The sequence below is a fragment of the Kitasatospora sp. YST-16 genome, from assembly GCF_026802215.1.
Lineage (GTDB): Bacteria > Actinomycetota > Actinomycetes > Streptomycetales > Streptomycetaceae > Kitasatospora > Kitasatospora cineracea.
Genome location: NZ_CP113837.1, coordinates 1,029,952 through 1,051,116, shown reverse-complemented (window position 1 = coordinate 1,051,116; position 21,165 = coordinate 1,029,952). Strand labels below are relative to the sequence as shown.

The window sequence follows — 21,165 nt, the reverse complement described above, 5'->3', positions numbered from 1 at the left end:
CCGTCCCTCGGGTCCTCGCCCGTGCCGGCCTCGCGCCGCACGGGCGAGGCGCGCCGGCGGGGTGACGAGCTGCTCTCGATCGGCGCGGTGCTGGCCTTCCTGCGGGACGACTTCCCGGAGGTGACGATCTCCAAGATCCGCTTCCTGGAGGCGGAGGGCCTGGTCGAGCCGCAGCGGACCCCGTCCGGCTACCGGAAGTTCTCGGCGGCGGACGTGGAGCGGCTGGCGTACGTGCTGCGGATGCAGCGCGACCACTACCTGCCGCTGCGGGTGATCCGCGAGCACCTGGACGCGATCGAGCGCGGCGAGCAGCCGCCGGCGCTGCCGGGGGCGGAGTCCCGTCCGGGGCCGCTGGAGGAGGCGGACCGGGAGCTGGCGACGGCGGCCGCCGGGGCGGGCGGGGTGCGGCTGGGCCGGGCCGAGCTGATCGCGGCGGCCGAGGCGCAGGAGCGGGAGCTCGTCGAGTGGGAGTCGTACGGCCTGGTGCAGCCGGGCCCGGACGGCGGGTACGACGGGGAGGCACTGCAGATCGCCCGGCTGGTGGCGGAGTTGGGGCGGTTCGGCCTGGAGCCGCGGCACCTGCGGGCGATGAAGGCGGCGGCGGAGCGCGAGGTGGCGCTGGTGGAGCAGGTGGTGGCGCCGCTGCGGCGGCACCGCAACCCGCAGACCCGGGCGCACGCGGAGGCGACGGCGCGGGAACTGGCCACCCTGTCGGTGCGGTTGCACGCGGCGATGGTGCAGGCGGGACTGCGGTCGCGGAGCTGAGCGGCCGGTGACGGCCGGGCGGGCGGCGGTCTCGATCGCGGTGGCCGCTGCCTGCTGCGCTTTCCTATCGGGGGCGCGCGCCATAGGGTTGCTGGTGTGAATGAGCTCGACGTCGTGGGTGTCCGGGTGGAGATGCCCTCCAACCAGCCGATCGTGCTGCTGCGGGAGGTCGGCGGGGACCGCTACCTGCCGATCTGGATCGGGCCGGGGGAAGCCACCGCGATCGCCTTCGCCCAGCAGGGCATGACCCCGGTGCGGCCGCTGACGCACGACCTGTTCAAGGACGTGCTCGGTGCGCTGGGGCAGCAGTTGACCGAGGTGCGGATCAACGACCTGCGGGACGGGGTGTTCTACGCGGAGCTGGTGTTCGCCGGTGGTGTCGAGGTGAGCGCGCGCCCCTCGGACGCGATAGCGCTGGCGCTGCGCACCGGTACGCCGATCTACGGGAGCGAGGAGGTGCTGGCGGAGGCCGGCATCTCGATCCCGGACGAGCAGGAGGACGAGGTCGAGAAGTTCCGGGAGTTCCTGGACCAGGTCTCGCCGGAGGACTTCGGGGGCGGCCCGCAGTAGCCGCCGCCCGGTGGTGCCGGGCCGGTCGGCGGCCCGGCCCGCGGGCGGCGCGCCGGGCCCGGTGGGCCGTCGGTGCGCTAGCCCGGTCGGCGGTCGGTCGCAACTCGGCTGGGCCGGAAAACCGTTCTGCTACCCGCACATGGGGCACGAATAACCACTCGATGGGGTGAAGTTTGTCGGAGCCCCCGGCGTGGCGATCGTTGACGGTGCTTTGGCGACTGCCTACCGTCAGGTGATGGCCCGCCGGACGGGCCACCCGCAGCCCGGGGCCCGGCAGGGCTCCTGCGGGTCCCGTGGGGCCTTGGGCGGAATGGACGGAGGTTGGCGATGAGCGGCACCGGCGACGAGACGCGTTCCGGAGCGCTGTGCGCGGTGCACCTGCCGCGGGCCGGCCGTGCTCTGATCGGACGGCCCTGGCGGCCGGAGCCCGAGGCCGAGGAACTGCCGAGGCTCGGCCGCTTCCCGGCCGTCCAGCCCGGGCAGCCCGCGATCGAGCGGCTCGCCCCGACCTCCGCGCTGGTCGGCTACCGCGGCCCGACGGCCTGCGCCGCCGCCGGCATCACCTACCGGCAGCTCGACTACTGGGCGCGCACCGGGCTGCTGGAGCCCTCGGTGCGCTCGGCGTACCCGGCGGGCGCGCAGCGGCTGTACAGCTTCCGGGACATTCTGCTGCTGAAAATCGTCAAGCGGCTGCTGGACGCCGGCGTGTCGCTGCAGAACATCCGGGTGGCCGTCACCCACCTGCAGTCCGCCGACCAGGCCGGACTGACCGGGCTGACCCTGATGTGCGACGGGGCGACGGTCTACGAGTGCACCTCGCCGCAGCAGGTGGTCGACCTGCTCAACGGCGGCCAGGGCGTGTTCGGCATCGCGGTCGGCGCGGTCTGGCAGGAGCTGGAGGCCACCCTGGGGCGGCTGCACGGCGAGCGCACCGACACCGGCGAGACGCTGGTGGGCAACGACCCGGGCGACGAGCTGGCGCAGCGCCGCAACCGCGCGGGCTGACCTGCCGGGCCCCGGGCGGGGAACCGGCGGGCGGGTCCCGCTCGTCCTCGTCCGTGTGTCGACGATCTTGAGGTGCGTGGGGCGGCGGACGCGGGCGGCGTGGCGCGCGGTGCGTCCGGTCGGCCGGCGGCGGCAGCGCCGCTGGTTCCAGGCGGTGGTGCTGTGCTCCGCGCTGGGGCTGGCGCCGAGCGCCTGGCTGTACCTGACCCAGTCCGCGAAGGTCGGCACGGTGGCCGACGCGCCCGAGGCGCCCGTCGCGGTGGTGTTCGGCGCCGGGCTGATGGACGGCGCGCCCTCCCCGTACCTGGCGCACCGGCTGGACGCGGCGCTGGAGCTGTACCGGGCGCACAAGGTCCGGGCGATCCTGGTGACCGGCGACAACGGCACCGTCCGGTACGACGAGACGGACGCGATGCGCGGCTACCTGATCGACCGCGGGGTGCCCGGGGTGCGGGTGGTCGGCGACTACGCGGGCTTCGACACCTGGGACTCCTGCGCCCGGGCGCACCGGATCTTCGGCGTCGACCGGGCGGTGCTGGTCAGCCAGACCTTCCACGTCCGGCGGGCGCTGGCGCTGTGCCTGGCGGCCGGGATCGACGCGTACGCGGTCGGGGTCGAGGAGCGGCACGACACCACCTGGGAGTACGGCGGGCTGCGGGAGATCGGCAGCGCGGCGAAGGCGGCGGCGAGCGTGCTGCTGCGACCGGACCCGACGCTGCTCGGACCGCGCGAGGACGGGGTGGCCCGGGCGCTCGCGGACGCGGACGCGAACGGGTAGTCCGCGGGAATGTCAGTGCGGCGCGGGATGATCGAGCGGTGCGGGCCGTGCCGAGCATCATCCACCTCGACATGGACGCCTTCTTCGCGGCGGTGGAGCAGGCGTCCAAGCCGAGCCTGCGCGGGAAGCCCGTCATCGTCGGCGGCCTGGGCGGGCGCGGCGTGGTCTCCACCGCCTCCTACGAGGCCCGCAAGTTCGGCGTGCACTCGGCGATGCCGATGGCGCAGGCCCGCCGGCTCTGCCCGAACGCGGCGTTCCTGACCGGCCGGTTCGACGCGTACCGGGCCAACAGCGAGATCGTGATGGGCCTGCTGCGGGAGCGCTCCCCGCTGGTCGAGCCGCTCAGCCTGGACGAGGCGTTCGTCGACCTGGAGGCGGGGCCGTACGGGGCCGCGCTGGCCAACGCGGCGACGCCCGCGGAGGGCGCGCAGCTGGTGCTCGCGCTGGCCGAGGACTTGCGGGCCGACATCGTGCAGCACACCGGGCTGACCGCGTCGGTCGGCGTCGCCGGGTCCAAGCTGATGGCGAAGATCGCCTCCGAGCGGGCCAAGCCGGACGGGCTGGTGCTGATCGAGCCCGGCTCCGAGCGGTCGGTGCTGGCCCCGATGCCGGTGCGGGCGCTGCCCGGGATCGGCCCCGCGACCGAACAGGCGCTGCGCCGGGCCGGGTTGACCACGGTGGCGGACTTGGCGGAGGCCGGGTTCGCGGAGCTGGTCGGGCTGCTCGGGAAGGCGCACGGCGCGGGCGTGTTCCAGATGGCGATCGGCTGGGACGAGCGGCCGGTGGTGCCGGACCGGGACGCCAAGTCGGTCTCGGTGGAGGACACCTTCGAGGTCGACCTCGCCGACCGGGACCGCATCCTGCGCGAGATCGAGCAGCTCGCCGCGCGGTGCGTGCGCCGCCTGCGGGCGGCCGGGCGCTCCGGGCGGACGGTGGTGCTGAAGGTCCGCCGCTTCGACTTCTCGACGCTGACCCGCTCCGAGACGCTGCGCGGGCCGACGGACGACGAGGAGGTGATCACCGCGACGGCGCGCCGGCTGGCGATGCAGGTCGACGTCACCGGCGGGGTGCGGCTGCTGGGCGTGGGCGTGGCCCAGCTCGCGGACTACACCCAGGAGGACCTGTTCGCCCAACTGGAGCGGGAGGAACGGGAGTCGGGGGCGGCCGCGGTGGTCGAGGAGGCGCTGGCGGAGGCGGTTCCGGCCGAGCCGGCGGCCCGCCGGTGGTGGCCCGGGCAGGACGTCACGCACCGCGAGTTCGGGCCCGGCTGGGTGCAGGGCAGCGGGGTCGGGCGGGTGACGGTGCGGTTCGAGACGCCGTACTCGGGGGTGGGGCGGGTGCGGACGTTCGCGGTGGGGGACGAGGCGCTGGAGGCCTCGGGAGCGCTCCCGCTCAGGCTGCCGCCCGGGTAGCGGCGAGGGCGCGGGGCGGGAGGAGAAAGCGGGAGGGGCGGGGAAAGGGGACGGACCCCCGCGCCGATGCCCTTGGCGCGGGGGTCCGTCCGCTGCTCGCGCGTGTCCAGGACGCGAGGGGACGCCTGGTCAGGCGTCGGTCTTGGCGAGGGCCGGGGCGGCCTGCTCGGCGGGGACGGGGGCGGCCTTGACGGCGCGGATGGCGAAGGGGACGGCGGCGGCGATCAGGCACATCACGCCGGCCACCCAGAAGGCGTTCTGGTAGGCGTTCTCGGTGGGGAGCTGCACCGGCAGCGGGATGGGGAGCTTGAGGGTGTCGCCGGTGAGGATCGCGCTCATCACGGCGGTGCCGATCGCGCCGCCGACGGTGCGCAGGACGGCGTTCATGCCGTTGGCGATGCCCGACTGCTCGGCGGGGACGGCGCCGTTGATGTAGGCGGGCATCGCGGCGTAGGCGAGGCCGACGCCGAGGCCGAAGACCGCGGAGGAGAAGTAGAGGTCGAACTCGGCGCCGTGGCGCAGCGCCAGGTAGGCCATCGAGACGGCGCCGAGGAAGCCGCCGAGGACCAGCGGGAGGCGGGGGCCGCGGCGGGCGATCAGCAGGGCGCCGAGCGGGGCGGCGACCATCGAGCCGATCGCGGAGGGCAGCAGCATGATGCCGGCGTGCAGGACGGTGGCGGTGAAGCCGTAGTGGGCGAGCTTCTCCGGGGTCTGCGCGAAGTTGCTGATCACCATGAACGAGCCGTACATGCCGAAGCCGATCAGCAGGCCGGAGAGGTTGGTGAAGGCGACGGCGGGGCGGGCCATCATCGACAGGTCGACCAGCGGGTGGGAGACCTTGGACTCGACCAGGATCCAGAGCAGGGCGACCACGGCGGCGACGGCGAACAGGCCGAGGGTGCGGGTGGACGTCCAGCCCCAGTGGTTGCCCTGGCTGACGGCGATCAGCAGGGCGGAGAGCCAGCCGGCCAGGGTGAGCGCGCCGAGCGGGTCGGCGCCGCCCTCCTTGTCGGTGACCGGGTCGGCGGGCACCCGCAGGACCACCAGCAGGACCGCGATCAGGCCGAAGACCAGGCCCATCCAGAAGATCGACTTGTAGCTCCAGTGCTCCAGCAGCAGGCCGGTGGCGACCAGGCCGAGGCCGGAGCCGACGCCCATCGAGGCGGAGATCGCGGCGACGCCGCCGGTGACCTTGTGCCGGGGCAGCTCGTCGCGGACGATGCTGATCGCCAGCGGCAGCACGCCGCCGCCCGCGCCCTGCAGCACCCGGGCCACCACCAGCCAGGTGAAGGAGTGGGTGGCCACCGCGAGGCCGGAGCCGAGCACCAGGCCGGCCAGCGAGACCAGCAGCATGGGCTTGCGTCCGCGCAGGTCGCCGAAGCGGCCCAGCAGCGGGGTGAGGACCGCGGCGGAGAGCAGGTTGGCGGTCATCAGCCAGGTGACGCTGGAGCCCGAGACGTTCAGCTCGCGGGCCAGGCCCGGCAGGATCGGGACGACCGCGGTCTGCACCACGCTGAACGCCAGCATGGCGAGGATCAGGGCGGGCAGGACCCGGGCGCTGGTGGGCTTGGCGGCCGTGGGGGTGGGCTGTGGTGCCTCACTCACGGGGACTCCTCCGACGGTTGCTTCAGACAGGCGATAGTGCAGGATCTGAAATAACTTTGTCGGGAGATGCTTCACTCTGTCAAATATCGATTGGTGAAGCTTTGGCAAAGCGACGGCCCCGGCCCGCCGAAGCGGTCCGGGGCCGGGCAGTTGGCGAACCGTCAGGAGCGCAGCGGCTCCGGCCGGGCGTGCTCCGAGCTGCCGTTCGCGGCCGACGCCTGGGGCCTGCCCGCCGTCGGCGACTGCGGCTGCGCGTTCCACGGCTGGCGCTGCTGCGGCGCCTCGCCGTCCCCGCCGGCGGCCGCGTCGTGCACCTCCACCTGCTCACGGCGCAGCTCCTCGCGGACCACCTCCTCCTCGGTGTACCGCTCGACCACCAGCCGCACCCGTTCGATCGGCGCCAGGTACTTGCGCACCACCGGGCGCTCCTCGCGCAGCGTGACCTCCTCGACCGCCTCGGCGATCTCCTGCTCGCTCAGCGCCGCCCGCTCCGCGTCCGACACCGGGATCCGCTCCACCCGCACCCGCTCGCGCACCACCGGCACCCGGCGCTCCACCTGCTCGGTGGTCACGTACTTGCGCAGCCGGGTGGTGCCCACCACGTGCCACTCGGTGCTGACGTCGATGCGCTCCTCGCGGCAGGTGATCTCCACCGGCGCGGTCGGCTCCACCGGGGCCGGCTGCGACTGGGACTGCGACTGCGACTGGGAGTGCGGTTGGGGCTGGGCCTGCTGTGCCTGCTGGGGCTTGGCCGTGGTGAAGGCGGCAGCGGCGGCGGTCGGGGCCGGGGTCGGGGAGGGGGAGGAGGCGACGGTGCCGAAGTCGCGGTCCGGAGCGGCTGCGGCGGGCGCCGACGCGGGCTCCTGGCGCGGGTGCTCCTTCGCGGCCTCCGCCGCCCCCGCCGTCCCGGCCGCCGCTGCCGCTGCCGCGGGCTTCGCCGCCGGGCCCGAACCGGCGTCGGCGCCGGTGTCCAGCCCGTAGTAGCGGTACAGCTGCAGCTCCTGGGCCGGCGAGAGGTGCTGGCCCACGCCGAAGTCCGGCGACTCCTTGATCAGCGACTTGTCGTACGGGACGCGCAGCTCCTCGCCCGAGAACTCGCTGGTGGTCAGCGGGACGAAGGCGTCCCGGCCGAAGATCCCGGTGCGGACGGCCGCCCACTCCGGTTCGCCGGTGGCGTCGTCCAGGTACACCTCGTCGACCGTGCCGATCTTGTCACCGTTCCGGTCGACCGCCTTGTGTCCGATCAGGTCGCGCGGATCGATATCGGTCTGCACGCTGTCCTCCAGTCCTGCTGCTCCTGGGAAGGTCCGTCCGGAGGCGGCCGGAGGAGCGTGCCGGGCCGCCACTCCACACCAAACGGCACGTAACGGACGGCGGCACTCCGGACACCGCCGTCCGGGGCAGATCACAGGGCCGCACCGGTGATCCGGGAGGCCCGCGCTGGTAACCTCGGAGGCGACCGCCGAGCCCGCTCGGGAGAGTCCCGAACCGGCCCGAACAGGCCGGACGCGGGACGCCGAAGGAGCAACCCCTCCCCGGAATCTCTCAGGCATCCGTACCGAACGGGACAGGTCACTCTGGAAAGCAGGGCAGGACCGTCGGCACCGGAGCCGACCGGCCCCCGCCCTCGCCGACGGTGCAAGCCGGACGGGCCCCGGCCCGGTCGTGCGAAGCTCTCAGGTACCGATGACAGAGGGGGAGGCTGACGGGTTCGTACGCCCAGGCGCCCCCACGGCCGCCGACCGCGTGCGTACCACCGCCGGTCCGCGACCAGGAGGCCCGACCCCCATGAACGCCCAGCCGACGCTCAGCGACCTTGAGCAGGCCAGCCCCTTCGAGCACCGCCACATCGGTCCCGACAGCGACGCCCAGCAGAAGATGCTGGCCCAGGTCGGCTACGCCTCCCTGGACGAGCTGTCCGACGCCGCCGTCCCCGACGCCATCCGCAGCCTCACCGCGCTCGGCCTGCCCGCCGGCCGCAGCGAGGCCCAGGTGCTCGCCGAGCTGCGCGAACTGGCCGGCCGCAACCAGGTCCTCACCTCGATGATCGGCCTCGGCTACTACGGGACCTTCACCCCGCCGGTCATCCTGCGCAACGTGCTGGAGAACCCGGCCTGGTACACCGCCTACACCCCGTACCAGCCGGAGATCTCGCAGGGCCGCCTGGAGGCGCTGCTCAACTTCCAGACCATGGTCGCGGACCTGACCGGCCTGGACACCTCCGGCTCCTCGCTGCTCGACGAGGGCACCGCCGCCGCCGAGGCGATGGCGCTGGCCCGGCGGGTCACCAAGAACAAGCCCGGCGTCTTCCTGGTCGACGCGGACACCCTGCCGCAGACCCTCGCCGTGATCCAGACCCGCGCCGAACCGACCGGCGTCGAGGTCGTCACCGCCGACCTGAGCGACGGCATCCCGGCCGGGATCGCCGAGCGCGGCGTGTTCGGCGTGCTGCTCCAGTACCCGGGCGCGTCCGGCGCGGTGCGGGACCTGAAGGCCGTCATCGAGCAGGCGCACGGGCTCGGCGCGGTCGTCGCGGTCGCCGCCGACCTGCTCGCGCTCACCCTGCTGCGCTCGCCCGGCGAACTCGGCGCCGACATCGCCTGCGGCACCTCGCAGCGCTTCGGCGTCCCGATGGGCTTCGGCGGCCCGCACGCCGGCTACCTCGCGGTGCGCGCCGAGCACGCCCGCAACCTGCCCGGCCGCCTGGTCGGCGTCTCCGTCGACGCCGACGGCAACCGCGCCTACCGGCTCGCCCTGCAGACCCGAGAGCAGCACATCCGCCGCGAGAAGGCCACCTCCAACATCTGCACCGCGCAGGTGCTGCTCGCCGTGATGGCCTCCATGTACGCCGTCTACCACGGCCCCGACGGCCTCGCCGACATCGCCCGCCGCACCCACCGCTACGCCGCCGCGCTCGCCGCGGGCCTGCGCGCGGGCGGCGTCGAACTCGCCCACGGGGCGTTCTTCGACACCGTGACGGCGGTCGTCCCCGGCCGGGCCGACGAGGTCGTCGCCGCGGCGCTGGCCGGCGGCGTCAACGTGCACAAGGTCGACGGCGACCGGGTGTCCGTGTCGTGCGACGAGACCACCACCCGCGAGCACCTGGCGGCCGTGTTCGCCGCGTTCGGGGTGTCGGCCGAGGTCGCCGAGGACGCGGACGCGCTGCCGGCCGGGCTGCTGCGCGAGGACGAGTACCTCACCCACCCGGTCTTCCACAGCCACCGCTCCGAGACCGCCATGCTGCGCTACCTGCGCCGGCTCTCCGACCGGGACTACGCGCTCGACCGCGGCATGATCCCGCTGGGCTCCTGCACCATGAAGCTCAACGCGACCACCGAGATGGAGCCGATCACCTGGCCCGAGTTCGGGCAGCTGCACCCGTTCGCGCCGGTGGAGCAGGCCGAGGGCTACCTGACGCTGATCCGCGGGCTGGAGCAGCAGCTGGTCGAGGTCACCGGCTACGACGCCGTGTCGATCCAGCCGAACGCCGGGTCGCAGGGCGAGCTGGCCGGCCTGCTGGCCGTCCGGGCGTACCACCGGGCCAACGGGGACACCCAGCGCGAGGTCTGCCTGATCCCCTCGTCGGCGCACGGCACCAACGCGGCCTCGGCGGCGATGGCCGGCATGCGGGTCGTCGTGGTGAAGACCCTCGCCGACGGCGACGTGGACGTCGAGGACCTGAAGGCGAAGATCGAGCAGCACCGCGAGCAGCTCGCCGTGCTGATGGTCACCTACCCGTCCACCCACGGCGTGTTCGAGACCGAGATCACCCGGATCTGCGAGCTCGTCCACGAGGCCGGCGGCCAGGTGTACGTCGACGGCGCCAACCTCAACGCGCTGGTCGGCCTCGCCAAGCCCGGCAAGTTCGGCGCGGACGTCTCGCACCTGAACCTGCACAAGACCTTCTGCATCCCGCACGGCGGCGGCGGCCCCGGCGTCGGCCCGGTCGCGGTGCGCTCGCACCTCGCGCCGTACCTGCCCAACCACCCGCTGCAGGCCGAGGCCGGCCCCGCGACCGGCGTCGGGCCGATCTCGGCCGCGCCCTGGGGCTCGGCGGCGATCCTGCCGATCTCCTGGTCGTACGTCCGGCTGATGGGCGGCGAGGGCCTCAAGCGCGCCACCCAGGTGGCCGTGCTGAACGCCAACTACATCGCCAAGCGGCTCGCCCCGCACTACCCCGTGCTCTACACCGGCCCCGGCGGGCTGGTCGCGCACGAGTGCATCATCGACCTGCGGCCGCTCAGCAAGGAGACCGGCGTCAGCGTCGACGACATCGCCAAGCGGCTCATCGACTACGGCTTCCACGCGCCGACCATGTCGTTCCCGGTCGCCGGGACGCTGATGATCGAGCCGACCGAGTCCGAGGACCTGCACGAGATCGACCGCTTCTGCGAGGCGATGATCGCCATCCGCGGCGAGATCGAGAAGGTCGGCGCGGGCGAGTGGGCGGCGGACGACAACCCGCTGCGCAACGCCCCGCACACCGCGTCGATGCTGGCCGGGGAGTGGGCGCACCCGTACACCCGCGAGGAGGCGGTCTTCCCGGCGGGCGTCAACCCGGCGGACAAGTACTGGCCGGCGGTGCGACGCATCGACGGCGCGTACGGGGACCGGAACCTGGTGTGCTCGTGCCCGCCGATGGACGAGTACGACGCGTAGCTGACGGCGGAAGCCGCCCGGCGGGGGGAGTTCCCTCGGTCGGGCGGCTTCTGCGTGTGCCCTTCTGCTGCGCGCAGTTCCCCGCGCCCCTGGCGGGGCGGGGAGGGGCGCCTCCGGCGGGGGAGAGGGGGAGACGCCTCCGGCGGGGAGGGGAGGGGAAAGGCGGAAGCCGCCCGGCGGGGGAGTTCCCTCGGCCGGGCGGCTTCTGCGTGTGCCCTTCCGCTGCGCGCAGTTCCCCGCGCCCCTGGCGGGGCGGGGAGGGGCGCCTCCGGCGGGGGAGAGGAGGAGGCGCCTCCGGCGGGGAGGGGGAGAGGGGCGGGGAAACGGCGAAGCCGCCCGGTGGGGGCGGCTTCTGCGGGGTGGGGTGGGGCGGGTCAGGAGTAGACGGGGCCGGTGAACTTCTCGCCGGGGCCGGAGCCGGGGGCGTCGGGGACGAGGGAGGCTTCGCGGAAGGCGAGCTGGAGGGAGCGGAGGCCGTCGCGGAGGGGGGCGGCGTGGAAGTTGGAGATCTCGGGGGCTCCGGCGGTGACCAGGCCGGCCAGGGCGGTGATGAGCTTGCGGGCCTCGTCGAGGTCCTTGTCGGCCTCTCCGCCCTCGGCGAGGCCGCACTTGACGGCGGCGGCGCTCATCAGGTGGACGGCGACGGTGGTGATCACCTCGACGGCGGGGACCTCGGCGATGTCGCGGGTCAGGTCGTCGAAGCCGAGGGCCTGGTCGGACTCGGACTCGTGCGCGTGGTCGGGCTGGCTGGTCAAGGTGTCACTCCGGGGGTGCTGGTGCGAAAGCGCAGTACGGAAGGAGCGTACAAGGCGGGTGGGAGGGGGCTGGAATACCGGTCGGGCCCGGAACGCTGGTATGATTCGAGACTGACCGGCCAGGCGACTCTTCGGGGTGCCCGGCCAGCAAGTGGAGGCTCCACTCCAGGAGGCCCGAGAGGGCAGCCGCGACAGTCTCCCACCTGATCGGCCGAAGGGCCGACGGGTCCGGTCCGTGGCGAGCGCCGCAAGGATTGTTCGCTGCCAGTGGTGTCCGCCAGGACATCCCGGAACGTGTGGAGCCCCGCCTGTACCGTGCGGGGCTTTTTTCGTGCGTTCGGTGCTCCTGCCAGGCGGCAGGGCGGCAGCGGAGCATGAATGAAGCCCCGCCCAGTGGTCGAGAACCACTACGTGCGACCGCCGCCCGACGGCCGCATCGGAAAAGGTGCAACCGAGGAGGCCCCATCAGCACCGAGCCCCGCATCAACGACCGGATTCGCGTCCCCGAGGTGCGACTCGTCGGTCCCAGCGGCGAGCAGGTCGGCATCGTCCCGCTCGCGAAGGCGCTGGAGCTTGCCCAGGAGTACGACCTGGACCTGGTCGAGGTCGCCGCCACGGCGCGCCCGCCGGTGTGCAAGCTCATGGACTACGGCAAGTTCAAGTACGAGTCGGCCATGAAGGCCCGTGAGGCGCGCAAGAACCAGGCGCACACGGTCATCAAGGAGATGAAGCTCCGGCCGAAGATCGACCCGCACGACTACGACACCAAGAAGGGTCACGTCGTCCGGTTCCTCAAGCAGGGCGACAAGGTCAAGATCACGATCATGTTCCGCGGTCGTGAGCAGTCCCGCCCCGAGCTGGGCTTCCGACTGCTGCAGCGGCTCGCGGACGACGTCCAGGACCTGGGCTTCGTGGAGTCCGCTCCGAAGCAGGACGGCCGAAACATGATCATGGTTCTCGGCCCGCACAAGAAGAAGACCGAGGCCATGGCCGAGGCCCGCGCCGCCGCTGACGCCCGCAAGGCGGAGCGGCTGGGTCGCGGACCGGCCGCGGACCAGGCGGACGACGTCGAGGACGAGGTGGCGGAGGTCGAGGAGACCGAGGCCGCCGACACCGCGGACGACGCTGCCGAGGCCGCCGAGGTCGAGCAGCCCGCCGAGGCTGCCCAGGACGCCTGAGCCTTCGGGCTCGGGTGGCCGGGGAGCCGAGGCACCCGGTTCCGGGGCGTCCCGCCCTGGAGACGAGATCCATCCAGTTCCGGCCCGCGCCGCACGGTGCGGGCCGGAACGGACCGACGAGGAGATACGGCGACATGCCGAAGCAGAAGACGCACAGCGGCGCCAGCAAGCGCTTCAAGATCACTGGCTCCGGGAAGGTGCTGCGCGAGCGTGCCGGCCGTCGCCACCTGCTCGAGCACAAGCCCTCGACGCTGACCCGCAAGCTGGCCGGCAACGCCGAGATGGCCCCGGGCGACGCGAAGAAGATCAAGAAGCTTCTCGGCAAGTGATCGCCCGCCCGCGGCAGCGCCGCGGGCACCCGCTGATCCTTACCGACCGAATCGAATAACGGACCGCCGGCACGATCCGAGGTCCGGAACCAAGGAGTAATGAAGTGGCACGCGTCAAGCGGGCAGTGAACGCCCACAAGAAGCGCCGGGTCATCCTCGAGCGGGCCTCCGGCTACCGCGGTCAGCGTTCGCGCCTGTACCGCAAGGCCAAGGAGCAGGTCACCCACTCGCTCGTCTACAACTTCAACGACCGCAAGAAGCGCAAGGGCGACTTCCGCCAGCTCTGGATCCAGCGCATCAACGCCGCTGCCCGTGCCAACGGCATCACCTACAACCGCTTCGTCCAGGGCCTCAAGGCCGCGGGCGTCGAGATCGACCGCAAGATGCTGGCCGACCTCGCGGTGAACGACACCGTGGCGTTCCACGCCCTGGTCGAGGTCGCCCAGAAGGCGCTCCCGGCGGACGTCAACGCCCCCAAGGTCGCCGCCTGATCCAGGCGCTCGCCCTGAAAGCGTTCCCCGGACCCGCAGGCCGCCCGGCCTGCGGGTCCGTTGCGTACCGCGCCCCCGCCCGCCCGTGACGAAGATCGTGAGCATGAGCACCGAGACCCCCCTGCTGACCTCCCTGCGCTCCCCGCGCGTCGTCGCCGCCCGCCGCCTCGCCAAGCGCAGCCAGCGCGGCAAGGAGCGGCGCTTCCTGGCCGAGGGCCCGCAGGCGGTGCGGGAGGCGGTGGCGTTCGGGCGGCTGCCGGACGGCGAGCACGCCGTGGTGGAGGTGTACGTGACGGCGGAGGCCGCCGGGCGGCACGCCGAGATCGTGGCCGCCGCGCGGGAGGCCGGGCTGCCGGTGCTGACCGCCACCGAGGAGGTGGTCGCGGACATCTGCGACACCGTCACCCCGCAGGGCATCGTCGCGCTGTGCCGGTTCATCGACACCCCGTTCGAGCAGGTGCTGGCGGCCCGGCCCCGGCTGGTCGCGGTGCTCGCGCACGTGCGCGACCCCGGGAACGCGGGCACCGTGCTGCGGACCGCGGACGCGGCCGGGGCGGACGCGGTGGTGCTGACCGACGCCTCGGTGGACCCGTACAACCCGAAGGCGGTGCGGGCGTCCGTCGGGAGCCTGTTCCACCTGCCGGTGGCGACCGGGGTGCCGGTCGAGGAGGCGGTGGCGCGGCTGCGGGCGGCCGGGGTGCGGGTGCTGGCCGCGGACGGCGCGGGGGAGCGCGACCTCGACCAGGAGCTGGACGAGGGCACCCTGGAGGGCCCGTGCGCCTGGGTGTTCGGCAACGAGGCGTGGGGCCTGCCGAAGGAGACCCGCGCGCTGGCGGACGAGGTGGTGCGGGTGCCCATTCACGGGCACGCGGAGAGCCTGAACCTCGCCACGGCGGCCGCCGTGTGCCTGTACGCCTCCGCGCGCGCCCAGCGCTCCCACAGCGGGTGTCGCGCCGAGGGCCCGGCGCGCTAGGGTCGGTTCCTGGGCCTGCGAGGGGGCGGGCGGGGAGGACACCCATGGGCGGCGTCAACTGGGCACCGGTCGAACCTGACGACCTGCCGGACGGGCTGGTGGTCGCGGACGGGCAGGGCCGGGTGGTGGTCTTCAACCGGGCCGCGGAACGGATCACCGGCCGCTCCGCGCGGCACGCGATCGGCGTCGAGCTGGAACGGGCGCTGCCGCTGGAGGACCTGGACGGCCGCCGCTGGTGGCGGCTCACCGACCCGTACGGCGGGCTCGCGGTGCGCACCGGGCAGCCCGAGCGGAACCTGCTGCTGGACGGGCGCGAGGTGCTGGTGTGCGCCAGGTACGTGCGCGAGGTGCCGCGCGGGCCGGTGCGGCAGGTGGTGGTGACGCTGCGCGGCACCGAGGCGCGGCGGCGCACCGAGCGCTCGCACGCCGAGCTGATCGCCACCGTCGCGCACGAGCTGCGCTCCCCGCTGACCAGCGTCAAGGGCTTCACGGCGACGCTGCTGGCCAAGTGGGAGCGGTTCAACGACGGCCAGAAGCGGGTGATGCTGGAGACCGTCGACGCGGACGCCGACCGGGTGGTGCGGCTGATCGCCGAACTGCTGGACATCTCCCGGATCGACGCCGGCCGGCTGGAGATCCGCAAGCAGCGGATCGACCTGGCCGCGGCCGTGCACCGGCACGTGGCCGGGAAGGTGGCCGCCGGGATCCCCGCCGAGCGCTTCGACATCCGGGTGGCCGGGCCGCCCGCCGAGCAGTGGGGCGACCCGGACAAGCTCGACCAGGTGCTGGCCAACCTGCTGGAGAACGCGGTCCGGCACGGCGAGGGCACCGTGACCATCGAGGTCGGGGCGGCGCGGGAGCTGGTGGAGACGCCCGGGACGCCGCCGCGGGCGGTGGAGGGCACCGCGGTGACCGTCAGCGACCAGGGCGCGGGCATCCCGGAGGAGGCGATGCCGCGGGTGTTCACCCGGTTCTGGCGCGGCTCCAGGCGCGGCGGCACCGGCCTGGGCCTGTACATCGTGAAGGGCATCGTGGAGGCGCACGGCGGGGTGGTCCGGATCAGCCGGGCCGACGGCGGCGGCGCCCGGTTCCGGTTCGTGCTGCCCGCGGGCGTCCCCGACTTCATGCTCTGAGCCGCCCGGCGGCGCGGTCCGTCGCGGTGGGGGGTCGCGGCCTGCGACTACACTCGACCCTTGGCGTTCTTGGACGCCCGGCGACGCAGCAGACCTGATCACGAGCAGGAGCACGGGAAAGATAGAGATGTCGGCACCCAATAAGTCGTACGACCCGGTCGAGGTCGAGGCCCTCAAGCCCGAAGTGGTCGAGCAGGCCCGGGACGAGGCGATCGCCGCCTTCGCCGCCGCCGCCGACCTCGACGAGCTCAAGCAGGCGAAGGTCGCGCACACCGGCGACCGCTCCCCGCTGTCGCTCGCCAACCGCGAGATCGGCGCCCTGCCCCCGCAGGCCAAGGCCGCCGCGGGCAAGCTGATCGGCCAGGCCCGCGGCGCCGTCAACCAGGCCCTGGCCAAGCGCCAGGTCGAGCTGGAGGCGGAGCGCGACGCCCGGGTGCTGGTCGAGGAGGCGGTGGACGTCACCCTGCCGTACGGCCGCGTGCCGCGCGGCGCCCGGCACCCGCTGACCACGCTCGCCGAGCGGATCGAGGACACCTTCGTCGCCATGGGCTACCAGGTGGCGTCCGGCCCCGAGGTCGAGGCGGAGTGGCTGAACTTCGACGCCCTCAACCTGCACGCCGACCACCCGGCCCGCTCGATGCAGGACACCTTCTTCGTCGAGGCGCCCGACGGCACCGCCGACTCCGGCATGGTGCTGCGCACCCAGACCTCCCCGGTGCAGATCCGCGCGATGCTGGCCGGCGAGCCGCCGCTGTACGCGGTCAGCCCCGGCCGGGTCTACCGCACCGACGAGCTGGACGCCACGCACACCCCGGTGTTCCGCCAGGTCGAGGCGATCGCGGTGGACGAGGGCCTGACCTTCGGCCACCTCAAGGGCACCATCGAGGTGCTGGTGGAGAAGCTGATCGGCGGCGGCCTCGAACTGCGCTGGCGCCCCTCGTACTTCCCGTTCACCGAGCCCAGCGCCGAGATCGACCTGCAGTGCTTCGTGTGCCGCGGCGCCTCGGTGGGCAACCCCGACCGCCCGTGCCGTACCTGCTCCTCCGAGGGCTGGATCGAGCTGGGCGGCTGCGGCGTGGTCAACCCGCGGGTGCTGGTCGCCGCGGGCATCGACCCGAACCGCTACAGCGGATTCGCGTTCGGCCTGGGCCTGGAGCGGATCCTGATGAACCGTCACAACGTCGCCGACATGCGCGACATGGTCGAGGGTGACGTCCGCTTCACCCTCCCGTTCGGGATGGAGATCTGATGCGCGTCCCGCTTTCCTGGCTGCGCGAGTACGTCGACCTGCCGGCGGGCGAGACCGGCCGCGACGTCGCGGCCCGGCTGGTCCGCGCGGGGCTCGAGGTGGAGACCGTCGAGCAGCTCGGGGCCGACATCAAGGGCCCGCTGGTGGTCGGCGAGGTGCTCTCCATCGACGAGCTGACCGGCTTCAAGAAGCCGATCCGGCACTGCTTCGTCAACGTCGGCGGCGCCAACGGCACCGGCGAGCCGCAGGAGATCGTCTGCGGCGCCACCAACTTCCAGGTCGGCGACAAGGTCGTGGTGATCCTGCCCGGCGGCGTGCTGCCCGGGCCGTTCCCGATCTCCGCCCGGCAGACCTACGGCCACACCTCGGCCGGCATGATCTGCTCCGCCCGCGAGCTCGGCATGGGCGACGACCACAACGGCATCATCGTGCTGCCGCCCGAGTACGAGGCCGGCACCGACGCCCTCGAACTGCTGCAGCTGGTCGACGAGGTGCTCGACATCGCGGTCACCCCCGACCGCGGCTACTGCCTGTCGATGCGCGGCGTGGCCCGCGAGGCCGCCGCCGCGTACGGGCTGCCGCTGGCCGACCCGGCGCTGCTGGACGTGCCGCCGGCCAACGCGTACGGCTACCCGGTGAAGGTCGCCGACCCGGTGGGCTGCGACCGGTTCGTGGCGCGCACCGTCACCGGCGTCGACCCGGGCGCGAAGTCGCCGATCTGGCTGCAGCGCCGCCTGCAGAAGGCCGGGATCCGCCCGATCTCGCTGGCCGTCGACATCACCAACTACGTGATGCTGGAGGTCGGCCAGCCGCTGCACGCCTACGACCGGGGCCGGGTGGACGGGCCGATCCAGGTCCGCCGGGCGGCCGAGGGCGAGACGCTGACCACGCTGGACGGCGTCAAGCGCAAGCTGTCCGCCGAGGACCTGCTGATCTGCGACAACTCCGGCCCGATCGGGCTGGCCGGCGTGATGGGCGGCGCCACCACCGAGATCCTCGACCCGGTCGTCGACGCCGAGACCGGCGCCGTCACCGGCACCACCGAGATCATCATCGAGGCCGCGCACTTCGAGCCGGTCGCCATCGCCCGCGCCGCCAAGCGCCACAAGCTGCCCTCCGAGGCGTCCAAGCGCTTCGAGCGCGGCGTCGACCCGGAGGCCGCCCGGGCCGCCGCGCAGCGCGCCGTCGACCTGCTGGTGCTGATCGCCGGCGGCACCGCCGAGGCCGGGGTCACCGACATCGCGGCCCCGCACCCGGTGCGCACCATCCCGATCGACGCCGACCTGCCCGACCGGGTGGCCGGCGCCGAGTACGGCCGCGAGACCGTCACCCGCCGCCTGCAGGAGGTCGGCTGCTCGGTCGTCGGGACGGACGTCCTGGAGGTCACCCCGCCGTCCTGGCGGCCCGACCTGACCGACCCGTACGACCTCGCCGAGGAGGTCATCCGGCTGGAGGGCTACGACAACGTCCCGGCCCGGATGCCGGTCACCCCGCCCGGGCGCGGCCTGTCCGAGGCGCAGCGCTTCCACCGGCGGGTCGGCGTGGCGCTGGCCGGCGCGGGCTACGTGGAGATCAACGCGTACCCGTTCGTCGGCGACGCCTCCTTCGACGGCCTCGGGCTGGACGCGGACGACGCGCGCCGGCGCACCGTCAAGCTGGTCAACCCGCTGAACGACGCCGAGCCGGCGCTGCGCACCACGCTGCTGCCGGGCCTGCTGGGCGCGCTGCGGCGCAACGTCGGGCGCGGCAACACCGACCTGGCGATCTTCGAGACCGGCACGGTGTTCCTGCCCAAGGCCGAGCCGAAGGTCGCGCCGCGGCTGCCGGTGGACCGCCGCCCGAGCGAGGAGCAGCTCGCCGAGCTGGACGCCGCCCTGCCCGACCAGCCGCGCCGGGTCGCCGTCGCGCTGACCGGCGAGCGGCTGCCGTCCGGCTGGTGGGGCAAGGGCGCGCCGTCCGGCTGGGCGGACGCGGTCGAGGCGGCCCGGGTGGTCGCGGCCGCCGCGGGCGTGGAGCTGACGGTGCGCCAGGCGCAGTACGCGCCGTGGCACCCGGGGCGCTGCGCCGAGCTGCTGGTCGGCGAGGAGGTCGTCGGCCACGCCGGCGAGCTGCACCCGCGCGTCGTCAAGGCGCTGCACCTGCCGGAGCGCACCAGCGCGATGGAGCTCGACCTGGACCTGCTGTTCGAGGACGGCCGCCGGGTCTCCGGCCCGCCGGTCTCCGCCTACCCGGTGGCGACCCAGGACGTGGCGCTGATCGTGGACGCGGCCGTGCACGCCGCGGACGTGGAGGCGGCGCTGCGCGAGGGCGCGGGCGAACTGCTGGAGTCGCTGCGGCTGTTCGACGTGTTCACCGGCGAGCAGGCGGGCGCGGGCAAGAAGTCGCTGGCGTACACGCTGCGCTTCCGGGCCACCGACCGGACGCTGACGGCCGACGAGGCGTCGGCGGCCCGCGAGTCGGCGGTCGCGGTGGCCGGTGAGCGCACCGGCGCGGTGCTGCGCGGGGCCTGACGGCGCGTTGCACGGCGGAGCCCCGTCGCGCCCCCGGGTGGGGGAGCGGCGGGGCTCCGGCGTGTCCGGGGCTGCCTCTGGGGTGCTCGGGGGTGTTCGGAGCTGCTCGGGGGGCGTTCGGGGCTGTTCGGGACTGGTGAGAACCCGGGCGGGGGCGGGGCGTCGAGTGGTAGATTTTCCCCCGTAGGCCTTCGAACGCGCCCCCGCGGCAGCGTCGGAGGCTTTTTTCATGACTGGTCATGGATATCTGGCGCTGCTGCGGCAGCGGGAGTTCGCGGGGCTGTACGCAGGTTTCACGCTGCTGGCGGGGGCCGGGACGCTGTCCGGGTTCGCGCTGGGCACGCTGGTGCGGGCGCGCACCGGGTCACCGTTCCTGACGGCGGTGAGCATGTACGGGTCGTCGTTCACGGCGGTGCTGGGCGCGTTGACGCTGATGTCGCTGGCGGACGGGGCGCGGCCGCGCCGGACGCTGGTGGCGCTGCACCTGCTGGCGCTGGCGGCGGTGTCGGCGCAGGCGGTGCCGGGGCTGCCGCTGGCGGCGCGGTTCGCGCTGCTGCTGGGGGTGGGGTTCTTCCAGTCGCTGGGGACGGGGACGCGGATGGGTCTGCTGGCGGAGATCGTGCCGCCGGACGGGTACGCGCCGGCCAGGTCGCTGATGAACGTCACGGCGGGCGGGGCGTCGGTGCTCGGGTTCGCGCTGGGCGGGGCGCTGCTGGCGGTGCTGACGCCGTACCAACTGCTGGGCGCGGCAGCCGGGTTGACGGCGCTGGCGGCGCTGGTGGTGGCGGCGACGGTGCGGGAGCGGTCGGTGCGGCCGCCGCGCCGGCCCGGGCTGCGGGAGACCTGGCGGGGCAACGTCGAGCTGCTGGGCCGGCCGGGGCGGCGGGCGCTGCTGCTGAACCTGTGGGTGCCCAACGGGCTGGTGGTGGGCTGCGAGGCGCTGTTCCTGCTGTACGCGCCGGCGGCGGCCGGGACGCTGCTGGCGGCGAGCGCGGCCGGGATGCTGGTGGGCGACCTGGTGGTGGGCCGGCTGCTGGACGCGGCCCGGCGGGCCCGGCTGGCGTACGGGCTGCGGCTGCTGCTGGCGGGGCCGTTCCTGCTGCTGGCGGCCCGGCCGCCGGTGTGGGCGGCGGCGCTGGCGGTGGGGGTGGCGGGCGTCGGGTTCGCGGCGACGCTGCCGTTGCAGGAGCGGCTGCTGGCGTTGACGCCGCAGGCCGCGCGGGGGCAGGTGCAGGGCGTGGAGTCGGCGGGCCGGATCGCCTGGCAGGGCGTGGGCGCGGCGCTGGCGGGCGCCCTGGCGCAGCTGGTGGAGGTGCGCTGGGCGATCGGGGCGCTGGCGGCGGTGTCGCTGCTGGTGACGGTGGTCTCGCGGCCGGCGGTGGTGCGGGAGGGGGCGGCGGCGGTGCGGCCGGGGGCGACGGGGGCTGCGGGGACGGCGGGGACGGCGGGGACGGCGGGGACGGCGACGGTGGGCGGGGCGTGACGCGGCGTCGGGCGGTGGGGTGGCGAGGTGGCGAGGTGGTGGGGCGGGGTGTGGTGCGGCGTCGGGCGGAGGGGTGGGTGAACGTCTCGTGGGCGGCGGCGGTGCGGTGGGTGAACGGCCGGGCGGCGGGCGGTCCTCGGCGCCCGGTCCCGCGGGTCTCCGGCCGGCCCGGCGTCCGGCCGTCCGCGGGGCCGGTGGCCAGCGGTTTCCCGGGCGGGCCGGGGCGCGGGCGGTTCGGTGCGGACGGGGCGGGGGAGGGCAGGGGGGTGA

At 74.2% G+C, this 21,165-nt stretch carries 17 protein-coding genes and 1 riboswitch; of the genes, 14 read left to right on the top strand and 3 right to left on the bottom strand.

Annotation, left to right across the window (positions count from 1 at the left end; genetic code table 11):
• The first annotated feature begins 21 nt into the window (after positions 1-21).
• From ftsR to OU787_RS04835, 5 genes are all read left to right on the top strand, one after another.
• Complete coding sequence (gene ftsR / locus OU787_RS04855) at positions 22-765, top strand: transcriptional regulator FtsR (RefSeq protein WP_030463665.1); 744 nt, start codon at positions 22-24, stop codon at positions 763-765.
• Positions 766-861: 96 nt separating this feature from the next.
• Positions 862-1,335 (top strand): bifunctional nuclease family protein, encoded by a 474-nt coding sequence (locus tag OU787_RS04850; protein ID WP_030463664.1) that lies wholly within the window; start codon positions 862-864, stop codon positions 1,333-1,335.
• A gap of 327 nt (positions 1,336-1,662) precedes the next feature.
• The gene (locus OU787_RS04845) at positions 1,663-2,340 is read left to right on the top strand and encodes a MerR family transcriptional regulator (RefSeq protein ID WP_051817891.1); all 678 of its coding nucleotides are present in this window, start codon (positions 1,663-1,665) and stop codon (positions 2,338-2,340) included.
• 76 nt (positions 2,341-2,416) lie between these two features.
• Entirely contained in the window at positions 2,417-3,118 is a 702-nt protein-coding gene (locus tag OU787_RS04840) for a SanA/YdcF family protein (protein ID WP_268658643.1), read from the top strand.
• A 38-nt stretch (positions 3,119-3,156) separates the two neighbouring features.
• The gene (locus OU787_RS04835; RefSeq protein ID WP_030463661.1) at positions 3,157-4,530 is read left to right on the top strand and encodes a DNA polymerase IV; all 1,374 of its coding nucleotides are present in this window, start codon (positions 3,157-3,159) and stop codon (positions 4,528-4,530) included.
• A gap of 129 nt (positions 4,531-4,659) precedes the next feature.
• On the opposite strand, the gene OU787_RS04830 is transcribed toward OU787_RS04835, so the two are convergent.
• Positions 4,660-6,135: an MFS transporter gene (locus OU787_RS04830; protein WP_030463660.1), complete on the bottom strand. Its 1,476-nt coding sequence runs from the start codon at positions 6,133-6,135 to the stop codon at positions 4,660-4,662.
• 161 nt (positions 6,136-6,296) lie between these two features.
• Positions 6,297-7,409 (bottom strand): PRC and DUF2382 domain-containing protein, encoded by a 1,113-nt coding sequence (locus OU787_RS04825; protein ID WP_268658642.1) that lies wholly within the window; start codon positions 7,407-7,409, stop codon positions 6,297-6,299.
• Positions 7,410-7,598: 189 nt separating this feature from the next.
• A riboswitch (glycine riboswitch) is annotated at positions 7,599-7,706 on the top strand.
• 217 nt (positions 7,707-7,923) lie between these two features.
• On the opposite strand from OU787_RS04825, the gene gcvP reads away from it, so the two are divergent.
• Positions 7,924-10,794, top strand: coding sequence for an aminomethyl-transferring glycine dehydrogenase (gcvP, locus tag OU787_RS04820; RefSeq protein WP_030463658.1), 2,871 nt, complete (start codon positions 7,924-7,926; stop codon positions 10,792-10,794).
• A 374-nt stretch (positions 10,795-11,168) separates the two neighbouring features.
• Here the strand turns inward: gcvP and OU787_RS04815 are convergent, their stop codons facing one another.
• Entirely contained in the window at positions 11,169-11,549 is a 381-nt protein-coding gene (locus OU787_RS04815; protein WP_030464248.1) for a DUF1844 domain-containing protein, read from the bottom strand.
• Between the two features lie 464 nt (positions 11,550-12,013).
• Between OU787_RS04815 and infC the strand changes: the two genes are divergently transcribed.
• The 8 genes from infC to OU787_RS04775 all read left to right on the top strand — a co-directional run bounded on the left by infC (position 12,014) and on the right by OU787_RS04775 (position 20,895).
• Positions 12,014-12,727, top strand: coding sequence for a translation initiation factor IF-3 (infC, locus tag OU787_RS04810; protein ID WP_051818103.1), 714 nt, complete (start codon positions 12,014-12,016; stop codon positions 12,725-12,727).
• 134 nt (positions 12,728-12,861) lie between these two features.
• Positions 12,862-13,056 carry a 50S ribosomal protein L35 gene (rpmI, locus tag OU787_RS04805; RefSeq protein WP_030268653.1) on the top strand — a complete coding sequence of 65 codons (195 nt, stop codon included), beginning with the start codon at positions 12,862-12,864 and terminating at the stop codon, positions 13,054-13,056.
• A gap of 104 nt (positions 13,057-13,160) precedes the next feature.
• Positions 13,161-13,547: a 50S ribosomal protein L20 gene (rplT, locus tag OU787_RS04800; RefSeq protein WP_030464250.1), complete on the top strand. Its 387-nt coding sequence runs from the start codon at positions 13,161-13,163 to the stop codon at positions 13,545-13,547.
• Positions 13,548-13,650: 103 nt separating this feature from the next.
• Positions 13,651-14,520, top strand: coding sequence for a TrmH family RNA methyltransferase (locus tag OU787_RS04795; RefSeq protein WP_268658641.1), 870 nt, complete (start codon positions 13,651-13,653; stop codon positions 14,518-14,520).
• A gap of 44 nt (positions 14,521-14,564) precedes the next feature.
• Entirely contained in the window at positions 14,565-15,653 is a 1,089-nt protein-coding gene (locus OU787_RS04790; protein WP_030464252.1) for a sensor histidine kinase, read from the top strand.
• Positions 15,654-15,780: 127 nt separating this feature from the next.
• Positions 15,781-16,902 (top strand): phenylalanine--tRNA ligase subunit alpha, encoded by a 1,122-nt coding sequence (pheS, locus tag OU787_RS04785; protein ID WP_030464253.1) that lies wholly within the window; start codon positions 15,781-15,783, stop codon positions 16,900-16,902.
• Positions 16,902-19,412 carry a phenylalanine--tRNA ligase subunit beta gene (gene pheT, locus OU787_RS04780; protein ID WP_268658640.1) on the top strand — a complete coding sequence of 837 codons (2,511 nt, stop codon included), beginning with the start codon at positions 16,902-16,904 and terminating at the stop codon, positions 19,410-19,412. Before pheS ends, pheT begins: the two co-directional genes overlap by 1 nt.
• Before the next feature lie 229 nt (positions 19,413-19,641).
• Positions 19,642-20,895, top strand: coding sequence for an MFS transporter (locus OU787_RS04775; protein WP_268658639.1), 1,254 nt, complete (start codon positions 19,642-19,644; stop codon positions 20,893-20,895).
• Positions 20,896-21,165: the final 270 nt, after the last annotated feature.

Bases quoted from the DNA above. Each gene is read 5' to 3' on its own strand.
- OU787_RS04845 (WP_051817891.1), top strand. From the start codon at position 1,663: ATGAGCGGCACCGGCGACGAGACGCGTTCCGGAGCGCTGTGCGCGGTG.
- gcvP (WP_030463658.1), top strand. From the start codon at position 7,924: ATGAACGCCCAGCCGACGCTCAGCGACCTTGAGCAGGCCAGCCCCTTC.
- rpmI (WP_030268653.1), top strand. From the start codon at position 12,862: ATGCCGAAGCAGAAGACGCACAGCGGCGCCAGCAAGCGCTTCAAGATC.
- OU787_RS04795 (WP_268658641.1), top strand. From the start codon at position 13,651: ATGAGCACCGAGACCCCCCTGCTGACCTCCCTGCGCTCCCCGCGCGTC.
- OU787_RS04790 (WP_030464252.1), top strand. From the start codon at position 14,565: ATGGGCGGCGTCAACTGGGCACCGGTCGAACCTGACGACCTGCCGGAC.
- pheS (WP_030464253.1), top strand. From the start codon at position 15,781: ATGTCGGCACCCAATAAGTCGTACGACCCGGTCGAGGTCGAGGCCCTC.
- pheT (WP_268658640.1), top strand. From the start codon at position 16,902: ATGCGCGTCCCGCTTTCCTGGCTGCGCGAGTACGTCGACCTGCCGGCG.
- OU787_RS04775 (WP_268658639.1), top strand. From the start codon at position 19,642: ATGACTGGTCATGGATATCTGGCGCTGCTGCGGCAGCGGGAGTTCGCG.